General features: G+C 54.9%; 9 protein-coding genes. All 9 read left to right on the forward strand.

What is annotated here, in order from left to right; translation table 11 throughout:
- Window positions 1-14: 14 nt before the first annotated feature.
- Window positions 15-896: a carbohydrate ABC transporter permease gene (locus ACI1P1_RS15795; RefSeq protein ID WP_416217374.1), complete on the forward strand. Its 882-nt coding sequence runs from the start codon at window positions 15-17 to the stop codon at window positions 894-896.
- Between the two features lie 157 nt (window positions 897-1,053).
- Window positions 1,054-2,643 (forward strand): extracellular solute-binding protein, encoded by a 1,590-nt coding sequence (locus ACI1P1_RS15800; RefSeq protein WP_416217375.1) that lies wholly within the window; start codon window positions 1,054-1,056, stop codon window positions 2,641-2,643.
- Between the two features lie 179 nt (window positions 2,644-2,822).
- Window positions 2,823-4,346 (forward strand): extracellular solute-binding protein, encoded by a 1,524-nt coding sequence (locus tag ACI1P1_RS15805; RefSeq protein WP_416217376.1) that lies wholly within the window; start codon window positions 2,823-2,825, stop codon window positions 4,344-4,346.
- Window positions 4,346-6,691, forward strand: coding sequence for a helix-turn-helix domain-containing protein (locus tag ACI1P1_RS15810; RefSeq protein ID WP_416217377.1), 2,346 nt, complete (start codon window positions 4,346-4,348; stop codon window positions 6,689-6,691). The genes ACI1P1_RS15805 and ACI1P1_RS15810 overlap by 1 nt, the downstream gene beginning before the upstream one ends.
- 121 nt (window positions 6,692-6,812) lie before the next feature.
- Entirely contained in the window at window positions 6,813-9,401 is a 2,589-nt protein-coding gene (locus ACI1P1_RS15815; protein ID WP_416217394.1) for an exo-rhamnogalacturonan lyase family protein, read from the forward strand.
- 13 nt (window positions 9,402-9,414) lie between these two features.
- Window positions 9,415-10,101, forward strand: coding sequence for a DUF1961 family protein (locus tag ACI1P1_RS15820; protein ID WP_416217378.1), 687 nt, complete (start codon window positions 9,415-9,417; stop codon window positions 10,099-10,101).
- A 23-nt stretch (window positions 10,102-10,124) separates the two neighbouring features.
- A complete protein-coding gene (locus tag ACI1P1_RS15825; protein ID WP_416217379.1) occupies window positions 10,125-10,931 on the forward strand; it encodes a polysaccharide deacetylase family protein in 807 nt (268 codons plus the stop codon).
- Between the two features lie 316 nt (window positions 10,932-11,247).
- Window positions 11,248-12,516, forward strand: a complete 1,269-nt coding sequence (locus tag ACI1P1_RS15830; RefSeq protein WP_416217380.1) for a hypothetical protein — start codon at window positions 11,248-11,250, stop codon at window positions 12,514-12,516.
- Between the two features lie 14 nt (window positions 12,517-12,530).
- Window positions 12,531-14,708: a glycoside hydrolase family 88/105 protein gene (locus ACI1P1_RS15835; RefSeq protein WP_416217381.1), complete on the forward strand. Its 2,178-nt coding sequence runs from the start codon at window positions 12,531-12,533 to the stop codon at window positions 14,706-14,708.
- Window positions 14,709-15,067 lie beyond the last annotated feature (359 nt).

Here is a 15,067-nt window from a genome sequence, read left to right on the forward strand (position 1 = left end):
AGGAGGTTTACAAGATGGCCAAGCAATACAAAACAGTCGGCGGAACGGTCTTCGATATATCCAACTACCTCTTTTTGGGAGCAGCCGGGATCATTGCCATTCTGCCATTCCTGATTATCATCGCGGGCTCCTTCGCCTCTGATGCGGAAATCACCAAGCGCGCTGTGTTCCTGATTCCGGAAACCTTCACGCTGAATGCCTACCAGTTCATTTTCTCCACGGATTCCATCATGAGAAGCATCGGGGTTTCCGTGTATATCACCGTAGTCGGTACTATCGTCAACCTGTTCTTCACGGTGACCATGGCATATCCTCTTGCCCGGCGCACGCTGATGGGACGCAATGTATTCCTGAACATGGTTATCTTCACCATGCTGTTCGGCGGCGGGATGATTCCCACCTACCTGGTTATTCGTGAGCTGAACATGCTGGATTCCTTCAACGCCCTGATTTTCCCCGGCGCCATCAGCGCCTTTAACCTGATTATCGTGAAAAACTTCTTCCAGGAGCTGCCCCCTGAAATTGAGGAAGCGGCCCGGATCGACGGCTGTCAGGAGCTGAGTCTTCTGTGGAAGATCGTATTGCCCCTGTCCATGCCGGTTATTGCCACCTTTACCTTGTTCTACGCCGTTGGCCACTGGAACAACTTCTTCTCGGCTCTCTTGTACATCAATGACCCGGCCAAATGGCCTCTGCAGGTTATGCTGCGCCAGATCGTTATGCTGTCTCAGGCAGCCGGCGATATGAACTCCATGGACCCCAACTTCGTCAAGCCACCGGAGCAGTCCATTAAGATGGCGGTAATCGTAGTGGGTACACTTCCAATCCTGTGTGTATATCCGTTCCTGCAAAAGCACTTTGCTAAGGGCGTAATGATCGGCTCCGTAAAAGGCTAAGCCTGAAGCGGAGACAAGCGGCGGATGGTTATTCCGGCGACCTCATGAATGGCAGTCTGAGAGCCATCCGCCTTTACATGACGAATTGCTCCATCTGGAGTTATTCCATATATGTTAGACCAAAATATGATTGACCAAATCAAGGAGGGTATAAAAAATGAAAAGAAAAGCAAGCAGCATGAAGCGTTTTGTTGCCGTTGTATCCGTTGGGACCATCGCTGCCGGAGCACTTGCAGGCTGCGGAGGCGGAGATAAGGATAATGCAGCTTCTCCGGCCGCATCTGCAGGCTCCAGCGCAGCCGCTACCCAACAGCCGCCGCTTGATCTGACTATCATGCTTCCGACCTTCAAGACCAACTTCCCCAAGGATGACAGCCCTGTAGCCGCTGAGCTGGAGAAGCAAACCAATACCAACATCCACTTCGAGTGGGTACCGAATGCTTCCTATAACGATAAATTCAACATCACGCTGGCATCCGGCAAGCTTCCGCATCTGATCGCCGTATTGGGCGACCGTTCCTCCAGCTTCGTCAATGCTGTACGCTCCGGCGCATTCTGGGAGCTGAGCCCGTACCTGAAGGATTACAAAAACCTGTCCGGCGCTAACCCGACCGTACTGAACAACAGCTCCATCGACGGCAAAATTTACGGCGTTTACCGCGGCCGCGACCTGGGACGCCAAGGCTACTACTACCGCAAGGACTGGCTGGATGCAGTAGGTCTGCAAGTGCCGAAGACCATCGACGATTTCTACAACATGTTGAAAGCGTTTAAAGAAAAGGACCCGGACAAAAACGGCAAAGCCGATACCTATGGTATGGTTCTGGTTAAATGGACCGGCGGCTGGGCAAGCGGATTTGATAACATCAAGCTGTGGTTCGGCGCTCCCAACAAATGGGGTATCAAGGACGGCAAGCTGGTTCCCGAGCATCAATACGAAGAATATATCGATGGCCTGAAATTTATGAAGAAGCTGTATGATGAGAAGCTCATCAACTCCGACTTCGCCGTATTTGACAGCGCCAAGTGGACTGATCCTCTCGTGAATAACCAAGCCGGCGTAATCGTAGACGTTGTGGACGGCGCCGCGCGTGTTGATGACAAGATCCATGCCGCTCTGGCTAAAGAAGGCAAGGATAATCCGGACATCCATTATATGGGCGTATCCGCTGGTGTAACCGGCAAGGACGGCAAGCTGCATACCCTGCCTACAGCAGGCTACTCCGGTATGATGTCTATTCCGAAATCCTCTGTTAAGACAGAAGCTGAACTGAAGCGCGTTCTGACCTTCCTTGACCGCATTAACGATCCGGAAATGCAAACGCTGTTGAGCTTTGGCTTGGAAGGCAAGCACTATACAACCGATGCTGAGAAAAACGTAACCATCAGCAAGGATACTGTCCTGCTGGAATCCGAAGTGGAAGGCCTGAACCAAATGCTGTCCTTCCTGCCGAAGAGCAGCGCGCTGACCGTGAAGCAAACCGCTCTCAGAAAGCAACAAACCGAATTGATCAAGAAGAACGAAGAGACCATCGTTGCCAACCCTGCTGCTCCGTTGATCTCTGATGTTTACAACCAAAAGGGACCTCAACTGGAAAACATCATCAATGACGCCCGTATCAAGTTCATCGTCGGCCAAATCGACGAAGCCGGCATGCGCGCTGCTTTCGAAACCTGGAAGAAATCCGGCGGCGACGATCTGGTGAAGGAAATGAACGAATTGTACGTGGCTGCCCAAAAGAAATAATCCACCCGGATTATAGGCATTGCCAACAGGATAGGGGATGTGCAAAAAATGCACACCCCTGCCTGTTTTTTGTGTTTTTTTGGCCGCGTGGTCATGAAAAGCTTGTTCTTGGGTATGTAAACGGTATATGCTAAGTTAAGCAAACTATGGCGTATTCTGAAATCCAGTTGGAGGCAACGATGAAAACCTACAGATATGTACTGCTCTTGGCTGCAGCAACGCTTGCCGCTGCCACCGGGTGCCAGTCCGACAACCAAGAGAAAGCCGGCCCAGACGAGCCTTTTCCCATTACTCTGCTGACAGCCAACTTCTCCTCCAACCCTGCAAGTAAGGACAGCAAGGTATGGAAGATGGTGGAGGAATATACCCATACCAATTTGAATATAATTTGGGCGCCCAATGCGTCCTATAACGATAAAATGAATATTTCCCTTGCTTCGGGGACGCTGCCCATGGTGATTAAGGTGGAGAATACCCATGTTCCCAGTGTAGCCGGAGCCATCCAGAAGGGGCAGATCTGGGAGATCGGTCCCTACTTAAGCCGCTTTCCCAACCTGAGCCAAGCGGATCCGGAGATTCTCGGCAACATTTCCAATGAAGGAAAGGTTTACGGCATTTATAGAGCGAGAAAGCAGGGCAGGCCGGGAATATCGTACCGCAAGGACTGGCTGGACAAGCTGAGCCTCTCCGAGCCCAAAACCATCGATGAGTTCTACGCGGTGCTGAAGGCTTTTACCGAAAAGGATCCGGACGGAAACGGCATTGACGATACATATGGTCTTGCTGTCTCCAAGTATCCCTTGCCCTGGGAGATGATGCAGGTTTGGTTCGGTGCACCCAACAAGTGGGGGATCGATGAACACGATAAGCTGATTCCCGAGCATTTTACGCCGGAATACCGCAACAGCCTGAAGTTTTTCCGCAAAATTTATGCCGAGGGCTTGGTCAATTCCGACTTCCCCATCTATGACTCCACCCGCTGGAATGATCAAGTCGTGAGCGGTCGTGCGGGAGTTATGCTGGATGTGGCGGATACCGCAGGACGGCTGGAAACTAAATTGAAGCAGGCCAATCCTCATGCTGTCATCGATGTATTCGGGGCGGTGGAGGGACCTCATGGTTTGCGGAGCTTGAGCACCTCCGGTTATAACGGTGTCTATCTTATTTCGAAGAGCGGCGTCAAAACCGAGCAGGAATTGTTGAAGGTCCTGGGTTTTTTGGACAAGCTGAATGATGAGCCCATGCAGCGGCTATTGTATTACGGTCTGGAAAATATCCACTACACCATGCATAACGGTGCTATGGAAAGCCTGCCCAACGATACCGTACCTCCGGAATACAACGCCAATGATCTGGAGCAGCTGCTTCCTCTGATTCCGGAGCTGACCAAGTTTAAAGCCGTTTCCCCGTTAAGGGAAAAGGTCAACACGGTCATTGAGAATAATGAGAGGATTATTATCACCAATCCCGCAGAGGGGCTGGAATCGCCAACCTATACCCAGAAGGGCAATATGCTGGACGATATGATCTCTGAAGCAAGGATCCAGTATATTACCGGCAAAATAGACGATCCGGAATTTGACCGTCTGCTGGAAGCATGGCGGATAAGCGGCGGGGACAAGGTCATTCAAGAGATCAATGATGCCTACCGGGTGAGAAAGAATGCGTTGAAACAATCCGAAGAACCAGTGGTGAATAAGTGATGAACCGTTTTGTGGAAAGGCTCGGCAAACCCTTGCTTGACCGGATTACCCAGAATAAGCGTCCCCATTACAATAAAAGCCTGGCGATGATTTTATTGGTATCCAGTATTCCCGGCTTTATCATCGGTGCATTGGTGTACTGGATGGGAGGCGGGCGGCTGGAATCCGAGCTGTTGAATCTTCATAATGTGCAAATTGAACAGCGTGCCCGCAATATTGATGAACAGCTCACCAACCTGGAGCTGATGCTGTCCCATTGGGCGTTTGATAATAAGTTTGACTATAGTCTTCTGGATGTTGATTTTAACACCGACTTCGAACGGGCCAAGGATATCTCCAAGACGCTATTGGTTATGCAAGGCTCCAATACCATGACCAAACGGGTGGAGCTGTATTTGGAGGAGAATCGCGAGGTCATGTTTGATCCGGAGTATTCCGTCGTCCGCAACCCCGCCGTTTCAGAAATCTACAAACAGCTGATTCAGCCCACCCGGATTACGTATTGGACCCAATGGGCCTTCGATCCGGCCAGACCGAATGAGAAGGATATTACTCTGGTTCACCAAATTCCGGGCGGAAGCTTCGACCCCTTCGGCACACTCCTGGTCCGGCTGGATTCCCAGAAGGTTTCCGATATGCTCAAAACCATGCTGCCCTATAACGAAGGAGAGAGCTTCATCCTCCAGGACACCGGGGATGTGTATGCTTCTGCCCGGGGCGGCGGGCTGGATTCGCCGTTTGTTACCGCTTTGCAGGATAAAATCAAGGAGCATCCGGCAGACAGAGCGTTTTTCTTCGAGTGGAAGGGGATTACCTATACGGTTTCCTACGGGAACTTCTCCCGGATTGCCTCTAATTGGACCTACGTGTCGGCATCGCCCATCTCCAGCATCACCTCACCGGTTGTATTTATTTCCAAGCTGATTCTGATCATCAGCCTGTGTGCGCTGCTTCTTGCAGTGCTGCTGTCTTGGGTGGCTTCCCGGCGCATTTATTCGCCTGTCAACCGGCTGGTGCAGCAGTTGCTGGGCGGCCAAGAGCCGGCGGGAGGCAAGGAGGATGAGTTCGCGTTAATCGAGCAGCGTTGGAACAGCCTGTATGAGCAAAGCCATGAGATGCAGGGCAGGCTGGCGGAGCAGCTGCCCCATGTTAAGGAGAGCTTCCTGCACCAGCTGATGCAGGGTTACCTCTACGCCTATTCCGAGGAAGACCTGATGAACCGGATGGAAAGCTTCAAGTGGGAAGTCCGGGACCGGGTGTTTATTGTCATGTACGTCCAACTCACCGGTATCACCAGCCATGAGGGCAAATTCAAATACGGCGATGAAGGGCTGGTTACCTTTGCCGCGGTTAACATTATCAGCGAACTGGCGGGGCTTCATTTCGAACAGCATAACTCCATCAACTTCCATGATCTGACGGCAGGGCTGCTTGTTATCGTGCCCAATGACAAAGCTTATGCCGGTGATCTGCAGGACTTCTCGGAGGAGCTGACCCAGGCCGTCAACCAAATGCTGAAGATGAATGTAACCTTGGCCATCAGCCGGCCGGTCAACACCATATCCGAAATTCCTGGGTCCTTCGAAACCGCCCGGCAGGCGGCCGCCTTCCGCAATTTCTCCAACGAGAACCAGATTCTCGATATGGAAACCCAGCCGCAGGTGCCGGAGGAAGCGGAGCTCCAGTATCCCTTCTCTCTGGAGCGTGAGCTGATCCAGGCCATGCGGACCGGGCAGGAAACGGATACGTACAAGCTGCTGGAGGATTTCCTGGTGGCGCTCTCCTCCAATGGGGCCAAGGAAATCGATGTCCAGCAGGGGATGCTCCACCTGCTCGGCAGCATTCAGCATGCGGTGATGGTATCAGGCATCAACCCCAACCGTTTGTTCAAGGGCATCAATATGTATGAATCCTTGTCCCAAATCCGGGAGACCAAGCTGATTCTGGAATGGTTCCGGGAGAAGATCGTGGACCCCTATCTGCGTGAGCTGATGCAGCGTACGGACGCCCAGGTGAAGCGGATTATTGAGCAGGCCATGCTGTATCTGCAGCAGAATTACATGAACGATATATCCCTGGACAATTGTGCGGAGCATACGGGAACCAATCCTTTCTTCCTGAGCAAATCCTTCAAGCAGGTCACCGGCAAGAACTTCATCGATTACCTCACGGAAATCCGGATGGAGAAGGCCAGAGAGCTGCTCCGGGATACGGATCTCCTGATTAACGATGTGGCCGAGCGCGTGGGCTACCAGCACAGCTATTTCAACCGGATTTTCAAGAAGCTGGAGGGCATGACGCCTACCCGGTACCGTGAATTAAGCCGGGAAAAGGGATTGCAATAAAGTCCAAAACTATTGAAAATGTGCAATTGCGCGGGACCGGGAGGACAAGAAAGTCTCATTGTCATGAAGGGAGATGCGGCCTAGAATGGGGGTGCAGCTTTCGAAAGACAATATAAAGGAGATGGTCTTGTTGTCTTCACAGAAACCGGTCCAATTGCGCTGGCTTAAGAATCCGTCCGGGGACGCGGGCATTACCTGGGGAATTCCCTGGAAAAAAGGCGAGATTAACCGGGAAACCGTCCTAAGTCTCTCCAGTGCGGACGGCCTCCGCCAATATCCTATCGACAGCTGGCCAACAGCATATTGGCCGGACGGAAGCGTCAAGTGGTCCGCTCACGCGGCAGTGGTCCCCGCTTCGGAAAGCGGGGGCTTTGTGCTGGATAAAGGAGAATCACCCGTTCCGGCATCACGTGTATCCGTGGAGGAATCCGCTGAGCGGATTACCGTATCCACCGGCTCCATCCGTTGGGTGATCGCCAAGCAGGGAACGCGGATCGTAGAGCGTATGGAGCGCGACCGCCGTGAAATCTGCAGCGGCGGCGTTTTGGTGGCGCTGACGGAGGTGCATGACCAGGTTTCCGGTATGCACACAACCCGTGAGGAGCCCTTCGAAGGTGTGGTCCTTCAGGCTGCTGTGGAAGCCGCAGGCCCGGTCCGGGCTGTGCTCCGGGTCCAAGGCAGATACCGGGCGAAGTCGGGCTTACGGGAATGGCTGCCGTTTACGCTGCGGCTATACTTTTTTGCGGGACAGGCTTCCATCCGGCTGGTGCATACCTTTTATTACGACGGCAATCCGAATACGGATTTTATCAAAGGGCTGGGAATCGCCTTTGAGGTGCCCTTATCCGGGCCTCATTATAACCGCCATATCCGCTTTGCAGGGGAAGAGGGCATGTTCAGGGATTCCCCCAAGTCCATGTACAACCGCCGTACCAAGGGGCGTTATCTGGAGCTGTACGAGGATCAGCTGGAGGGCAAACCGCTTTCCTTCGACGAGGAGGACGACGCGTATTATCTGGGTCTGCTGAAGGATTCCGCCACATGGGACAGCTTCAAGCTCCTGCAGGATTCCTCCGAGCATTTCACTGTCCGCAAGCGCACCAAGGAAGGCTGCTCCTGGGTCAAAGGGGCGGAAGGGCGCCGGGCGGGGGGCCTTGGGTATGCAGGCGGAGCATCCGGCGGAATCGCTGTTGGCTTGAAGGATTTTTGGCGGAAATATCCGTCGGGTTTGGAAATTACGGGGATGGCTGCAGAAACGGCGCGCTTCACCGCGTGGTTCTGGTCGCCGGATGCCGAAGCCATGGATATGCGGCATTATGACACGGAAACCCACGTGCTCTCCTCCTATGAGGGGGCGGATGAGCTGAGAGCCACCCCTTACGGTGTTGGCAATACCCATGAGCTGACCGTGTGGTGCCTGGACGCTACGCCGGATTCCAAGACTCTGGGACAGATGGCCGAAGCTGCGGATATGCCGGAGCTTCTGGTATGTACACCGGAGTATTACCACGAAACCCGGGCCTTCGGCCTGTGGAGCCTGCCTGACCGCAGCTCGCCGGAGAAGGCGTATCTGGAGGACAGGCTGGACGGCATCATCGCCTTTTACCAGCAGGAGACAGAGCAGCGCAAGTGGTTTGGCTTCTGGGATTACGGCGACTTTATGCACAGCTATGATGCCGCCCGTCACGTCTGGAACTACGACCTGGGCGGGTGTGCCTGGCAGAACGCGGAGCTGGTGCCCAACATGTGGCTGTGGACCATGTTCCTCCGCTCCGGCCGGGCGGATATCTTCCGGATGGCGGAGGCCATGACCCGCCATACCAGCGAGGTGGATATGTACCACATCGGCGAATACGCCGGACTCGGCTCCCGGCACAATGTGGTGCATTGGGGCTGCGGCTGCAAGGAGCCGCGTATTGCCATGGCCGGCTTGCACCGTTATTATTATTACCTGACGGCGGATGAGCGGATCGGCGATTGTATGGAGCTTGTGAAGGATGCAGATTATGCTACCGTCACCCTCGACCCGCTGCGTGCCTATTTTCCCAAGGACGAGCATCCCACCCATATCCGGGTTGGCCCCGACTGGGCAGCCTTCAGCTCCAACTGGATGACCCGCTGGGAGCGCTTCGAGGATACCTTCTACCGGGATAAAATTCTTACAGGCATCGATTGCGTCAAAAAAGCCAAGTATGGGCTGATTTCCGGCCCGGTTTACGGCTACGATCCCAAAACCGGGCTTTTATCGTCCATGGGCGTCGAAAACTGGGGACGGCATCTGTCCATCTGTATGGGCGGCCCCCAGGTGTGGTTCGAGCTGGCGGAGATGCTGGAGGACCCGGAATGGAATGAGATGATGGCCGAATACGGCGTGTATTACAATGCGCCTCAGGAGGAGAAGGATCTTCTGTCTCATGGGGAAATCTCCCACAAGAATTTTGAGCATCCGGTTCTGAGTGTGGCGATAGCCGCTTACGGCGCGTATTACCGGCAGGATACGGTGACGGCGGAGCGCTGCTGGACTATTCTCCACGGGAATCCCTTCGGGTCAGTCAATCTCCAGGAGCAATCGGAGGATGTGGTGTACATGGACAGCATCAAGGAAATTGACTGGATGAATACCAATGAAGCCAGCCAGTGGTCGCTGAATACCATTCTGAGCTTGGAATTGATCAGCGAATGGCTTCCTTCCTCGGTCAATAAGAATTAAGAGGTGAAACAGGATGAACGGAAATGCGTTGTTTCCGGCCGATTGGCAGCGGATTTATCATAATCCGTTGGCGGCGGCTTCCGATGTGGAAGGTTTTCGGATGGAAGGGCAAGGACTGGTTAGCTTTCCGGAGGGGAAGCTTCGGCTCGAAAACGGCATGGACCCGGAAGCGGGCCAAGCGGCCAATTTTGTCTTCTGGTGCCCGGAGGATTTCCCTGCGGATGTAGCGGTGTCCTGGGAATTCCGGCCTCTCCGGGAGCCGGGGCTGGCGATCCTGTTCATGGCGGCCAGAGGCGCCGCGGGCAAGGATCTGTTCGATACGTCGCTGACGCAGCGGACAGGGATTTACGACCAGTATCATCACGGAGAGATGGACGCGTTCCATATTTCCTATTTCCGGCGGAAGTGGCCGGAGGAGCGGCAATTTCACACCTGCAATCTCCGCAAAAGCTACGGCTTCCATCTGGTAGCTCAGGGAGCGGACCCGATCCCCGGGGTTCCGGATGTGGTTGAGCCGTACCGGATGCTGGCGGTGAAGCAGGGCAGTGCCATTTCTTTTTATATCAATGAACTGCCGGTTTTCTCCTGGCAGGATGACGGCGAAGCCTATGGGCCGCTATTGGGCGGAGGGCGGATCGGCTTCCGCCAGATGGCGCCGCTTCTGGCGGAATACGCCAATTTGCAGGTATTCGCCAAGTGATAAACAAGGAGGTTTAATGACACATGGCTAAGATTTATGTGACGTATCCGGAGGGAAAATTCAAGGCTCTGACCATGAGCTATGACGACGGCCGCAAAGCCGACAAACGCCTGGTGGAGATTTTTAACCGCAACGGCATTAAAGGCACCTTCCACATCAATTCCGGCTTCTTCGGGAACACGGAATATGACCGTATGGAGGAAGCGGAATGTGTGGAGCTGTACAAGGGGCATGAGGTATCTGCCCATACTTTGACCCATCCCACCATTGCCCGCTGCCCCAAGGAAATGCTGGTCCACGAGGTAATGGAGGACCGCAAGAACCTGGAGCGTATTTTCGGCTACACCATCCGGGGCATGTCTTACCCCAATGGCTCCTACAGCCCGGAGATCATGAAGCTGCTGCCGCAGCTGGGCATTGAATACTCCCGTGTGGTGGAGACCACCCACGGCGGCTTTGGTCTGCCGCATAATTGGCTGGAGTGGAAAGCCACCTGCCACCACAAGGATAATCTTATGAAGCATGGCGAAACCTTTGTTTCCCTGCACAAAAAGCAGTACCTGTACCTGATGTATGTCTGGGGACACAGCTATGAGTTCGACAATGACAACAACTGGAATATCATTGAAGAATTCTGCGAATTGGCAGGTGGACGGGATGATATCTGGTATGCCACCAATATGGAAATTGTGGATTATATGAAAGCTTACGAGCGTCTTCGTTTCTCTGCCGGAATGGAGTTTGTGGAGAATCCCAACGCCACCTCCGTATGGCTTAGCGTGGATGGGGATATCCGGGAAATCCCGGGCGGAGTCACCGTACGTTTTTAGTATTCATATGTGCTTGGCAGCCTGTATGGGGGAAAACCCGGTGCAGGCTGTTTTTTGTATGAAATCAAGCTGGCGTATGGAATGTGCCAAATGCGTTTGATATGAACATGGAAGTTCCTGGATTAATTCTGGAGGATTGGTTTGTCCCGTGGCAAGATTGTGCGAAATGAACAAAATAGTGCAACCCTTTCGGTTAGTCGGGGGCAAGAATGTACCATTGCCTAAAGGGGGGAGGGCTGGTACGCTACGGGTGTACAGCCGGCAGGCCTTGTTAGGCCTGGCCGGACGAAGCTTACCTACAGGAGGAATTATTCGCATGAAGACAGAAACCCGAGTTTGTTCTCCCCTAGCAACGCTGGACATTGAGGCGGCAGGTCCCCGCTGCAAGCTGCTGCTGGGCGACTTAAACGGCGACGGCCGGATGGAGCTGCTGCTGGTTCAGCCGGACAACCGCCAGGATGTCCGTTATATCCCCCATCAGGTGCAATGCCTGACCGCTTATGACATCACCGGCAAGCTCCTGTGGCAAACCGGCAAGCCTGACCCGGGTGCAGGCAAACAAGGCTCCGACTACCCCGCCCAGATTTATGACATCGATGGGGACGGCAAGCTGGAGGTTCTGTGTGTTATGAATAGCCAGTTCCATATTCTCGACGGAGCTACGGGAGAAGTGAAAGCGGTTCATGAACTGCCGGGAGAGGAGGCCCATGATTGCATTATTATTGCCAACCTGACCGGCAAGGACCGCCCTTCGGACATTATTCTGAAGGACCGGTACCACAAGCTGTGGGCACTGGACAACCAGTTTAATCTCTTGTGGACCCATGAGGGCAACCCGGGCCACTTTCCTTGGGTATATGATCTGAACGGGGACGGCTACGATGAGGTGATGGCCGGTTATGATCTTCTGGACCATAACGGCAAGCTCCAGTGGAGCTGCAAGGATCTGGACGACCATGCCGACTGCATCTGGGTTGGAGACGTGAACGGAGACGGGCTGCCGGAGCTGGTGGTAGGCGGCAGCGTGACGGTGATGTATGACCGCGACGGCAATGAGCTGTGGCGCTATGAGGGCTCCATCGAATCCCAGCATATCGCTCTGGGCAAATTCTGTCCGGAGCTGCCGGGTTTGCAGGTGGCAGGTCTCGACCGGATGGTCCGGGAGGATGACGGCAAAGGCTTGAAGGGCCGGGATGCCTTGTTCCTGCTGGACTGCGAGGGCAAGGAAATCTGGAAGGAAGACCGCAAAACTCCGGGCTGGCTGACCATCGCCGAAACCCTCTCCAACTGGGAGGCGGGGGCTCCTGACTATATTCTGGCCTTCCGCCGGGGCGGCGGTGTGTTCCCTGGTTTGTATGACGGCAATATGAATGTGGTGGCAACCTTCCCGACGGAAGGGTATGTGGTCCATGGCGATCTTCTGGGCAGTGGCAATGAAATGGCCATTGTTTATACCGATACCGAAGCGGTGGTGTATGCCAGTGCGCCTGCTGATTTGACCCAATCCGCTGCCGGCGGCCCGCTGCCCCAACCAAAGCGGCTGTACAGCTCAACCCTTTATCCCGGCGGGGAAATCATCAAATAAGGAGGCTCTAGGAAGTGGACTACATTCACGAAATGGATTCCATTGCCCGGTCCAGCGGGGGCAGCACAGAAAAGGTGTTAGAGACCATCGCCAACCGCTATATCGGCGCTAATCCCCAGGAGCCGCCGGTCTACCGTGTCCATGACGTGGCAAGCTTCCGGCGTCAGGAGGACTGTCGGTATGATATGAACCTGGGTCGGCGCTGGCCGGATATCCGGGACGGGCAGTATGTCTATGCTTGGGGCAAGCTTTGGTGTGCGCAGGAGGGGGAGCTTCCTTTTGCAGTCAGCTGCTATGGCCCGGTGAAGGTGTTCGTGAACGGCAGCAGGCAATTTGCATCCAACCTCAACGACGACGTTTTCCCTGAACGGCGGGCTGTGTTCCGGGCGCGTGTGGTCAAGGGATGGAATCACCTGGTCCTGGAGTTTACGGCAACGGGAACCGGCTGCGGCGCAGTTTTCGGAACCGGCAGCGTAAAAGGTGCACCCATGCATTTCCTGTCACCGGGACCAGACCGGGCAGGGCGGGAGGGCTGGATTTACAGTGAACCCCAGGATGAACCGTGGACGGCAGAACTCGGGCAGCTGGAGGAGCAAAGCACAGGCGGTCTGGAATGGTATCCCCGGCCGGAATGGTCGGAACAGGAGCGGGCGGCCGGAAGCTTCAGCCGGATTCTGGGCGGTGAAGCCGGGGATACGGCTTTTGCCTGGACAGGACTGTGCTGCAGCCGGGCTGGCGGAAGCCGGCTGGATCTGACCGGTGAAGCCTCGGGGGCATTTGAGGTATACGTGAATAGCCGCGAATATTACCGGTCTCCGGAAGACCAGGAGGGGGCGTTCCGCGTGCCCTTGGAGCTGGACGGGGGCGGACACAAGCTTGTGGTGCGTTCTGTCTGTCCAGGCGGCGGCAGGTGGGATTTCCGTCTGAATGCGCCAGGAGCGGATACTGGCGTGCAGCTGGAGATGCCCTATCCGGTGGAAGGACTGCCTGATACCTGGCTGTATCTGGGTCCTTTTGCACCGGGGCAGGCGCCTGCTGTGGAGGCTGTGGCCAGGCTGGATGTTTTATTCGGCCCGGAGGGGAGCAAGCGCTTCTGGCGGGCGGATTTGCCTGATGCAGCCGTCCGCCCGTATCTGGAAACGGCCCTTTACGGCAAATGGAACTATCCCCTGGGTGTAACTCTTTACGGCATTCTCAAAACGGGGGAGGAGCTGGAGAAGTCCCACTTACTTGACTATGCCGCAGACCATATCGAGCAGTGCACCGCGCTTCACGAATATGCCATGTGGGATACGGAGCAATACGGCGCGCCGGGTATTAATCACCAGCTGGCGATGATTGACAGCCTGGATGACTGCGGCTCCTTTGGAGCGGCGATGCTGACGGCCCATGCAGCCCGGCCTTTGACGGGGGCGAGGGAAACGGCGGCCCATATCGCCCACTATATTTCGCATGTGCAAGACAGGCTTTCCGACGGGGCGTTGTACCGGGTGAAGGGCACCACGGATTTCATGGCAGGCACTATGTGGTGCGACGACTTGTATATGAGCACGCCGTTTCTGGGCAAGTATTATGCGCTGACCGGCGAGCTCTCCTATCTGGAGGATGCCGCCCGGCAGTTCCTGCTGTACAAGGAGCGGATGTACATTCCAGAGCAGCAGATTATGCATCATGTGTTTGACCACAAGTTCGGCAAACCCAACGGTGTGCCCTGGGGCCGCGGCAACGGCTGGGTGCTGTTTTCCCTCACGGAGATTCTGGAGCTGATGCCTGTGGAGCATGAACTCTACCAGCCATTGCTGGTATTTTTCCGGGAGCTGTGCCAGGGTTATTTGAGGCTCCAGGGGCCTGAAGGTCTGTGGCATCAGGTGCTCACCGACCATAGCTCCTACCAGGAGGCCTCCTGCACGTCTATGTTCATCTACGCCTACTCCAGAGGCATCCGCTTTGGGTGGCTGGAGGAGACAGATGCGTATGCGGCTGCGGCTCTCCGCGCATGGCAGGCTCTGATGGAGCTGTGCATCGACAGGCAGGGCAACGTGTACGGCGTTTGCCGGGGCTCCGGCTATTCCTTCAACAAATATTATTACAAGGATCAGCTGGGCTGGCAGCTAAACGACACCCACGGCATCGGCATTGTGCTGCTGGCGGGCATCGAATGCCTGAAGCTGGCGCGCACGGGCAGCCGGTAACCCGCCGGGATCAATAGAGAGTGGGAAGAGTCGCATTTATGCGGCTCTTTTTTCTGCTGCCAGCAGAAAATACGGGCAGTGGGGGAGTCTAACCTTATGGAGGAGGCTAACGAATCTCAGCGACGCTATTTCAGCCGGTTGGCGCCTTTTTCGGCTGTAACGAATCTGAGAAGCCTTATTCCGCCTCAAAACGGCTGAAAGGAGGCCCGGCGTAAGCAATAGCGCGGATCAGATTCGTTACATTCGCAAACGACCCCTTTTACGTGAAATAAGCGTTGTGAGATTCGTTGCTATGAACGTTTTTGTCAAGCCCTCCGGTTTAGCAGGGTCGGAGCACGTGGCGCGGGAGCAAATAAACG

This window comes from Paenibacillus mesotrionivorans (assembly GCF_046098205.1).
Lineage (GTDB): Bacteria > Bacillota > Bacilli > Paenibacillales > NBRC-103111 > Paenibacillus_AR > Paenibacillus_AR mesotrionivorans.

What these genes read in the sequence shown, in the direction of transcription:
- ACI1P1_RS15820 (WP_416217378.1), top strand. Translation starts at nt 9,415, where the DNA reads ATGAACGGAAATGCGTTGTTTCCGGCCGATTGGCAGCGGATTTATCAT.
- ACI1P1_RS15805 (WP_416217376.1), top strand. Translation starts at nt 2,823, where the DNA reads ATGAAAACCTACAGATATGTACTGCTCTTGGCTGCAGCAACGCTTGCC.
- ACI1P1_RS15810 (WP_416217377.1), top strand. Translation starts at nt 4,346, where the DNA reads ATGAACCGTTTTGTGGAAAGGCTCGGCAAACCCTTGCTTGACCGGATT.
- ACI1P1_RS15830 (WP_416217380.1), top strand. Translation starts at nt 11,248, where the DNA reads ATGAAGACAGAAACCCGAGTTTGTTCTCCCCTAGCAACGCTGGACATT.
- ACI1P1_RS15815 (WP_416217394.1), top strand. Translation starts at nt 6,813, where the DNA reads ATGGTCTTGTTGTCTTCACAGAAACCGGTCCAATTGCGCTGGCTTAAG.
- ACI1P1_RS15795 (WP_416217374.1), top strand. Translation starts at nt 15, where the DNA reads ATGGCCAAGCAATACAAAACAGTCGGCGGAACGGTCTTCGATATATCC.
- ACI1P1_RS15800 (WP_416217375.1), top strand. Translation starts at nt 1,054, where the DNA reads ATGAAAAGAAAAGCAAGCAGCATGAAGCGTTTTGTTGCCGTTGTATCC.
- ACI1P1_RS15825 (WP_416217379.1), top strand. Translation starts at nt 10,125, where the DNA reads ATGGCTAAGATTTATGTGACGTATCCGGAGGGAAAATTCAAGGCTCTG.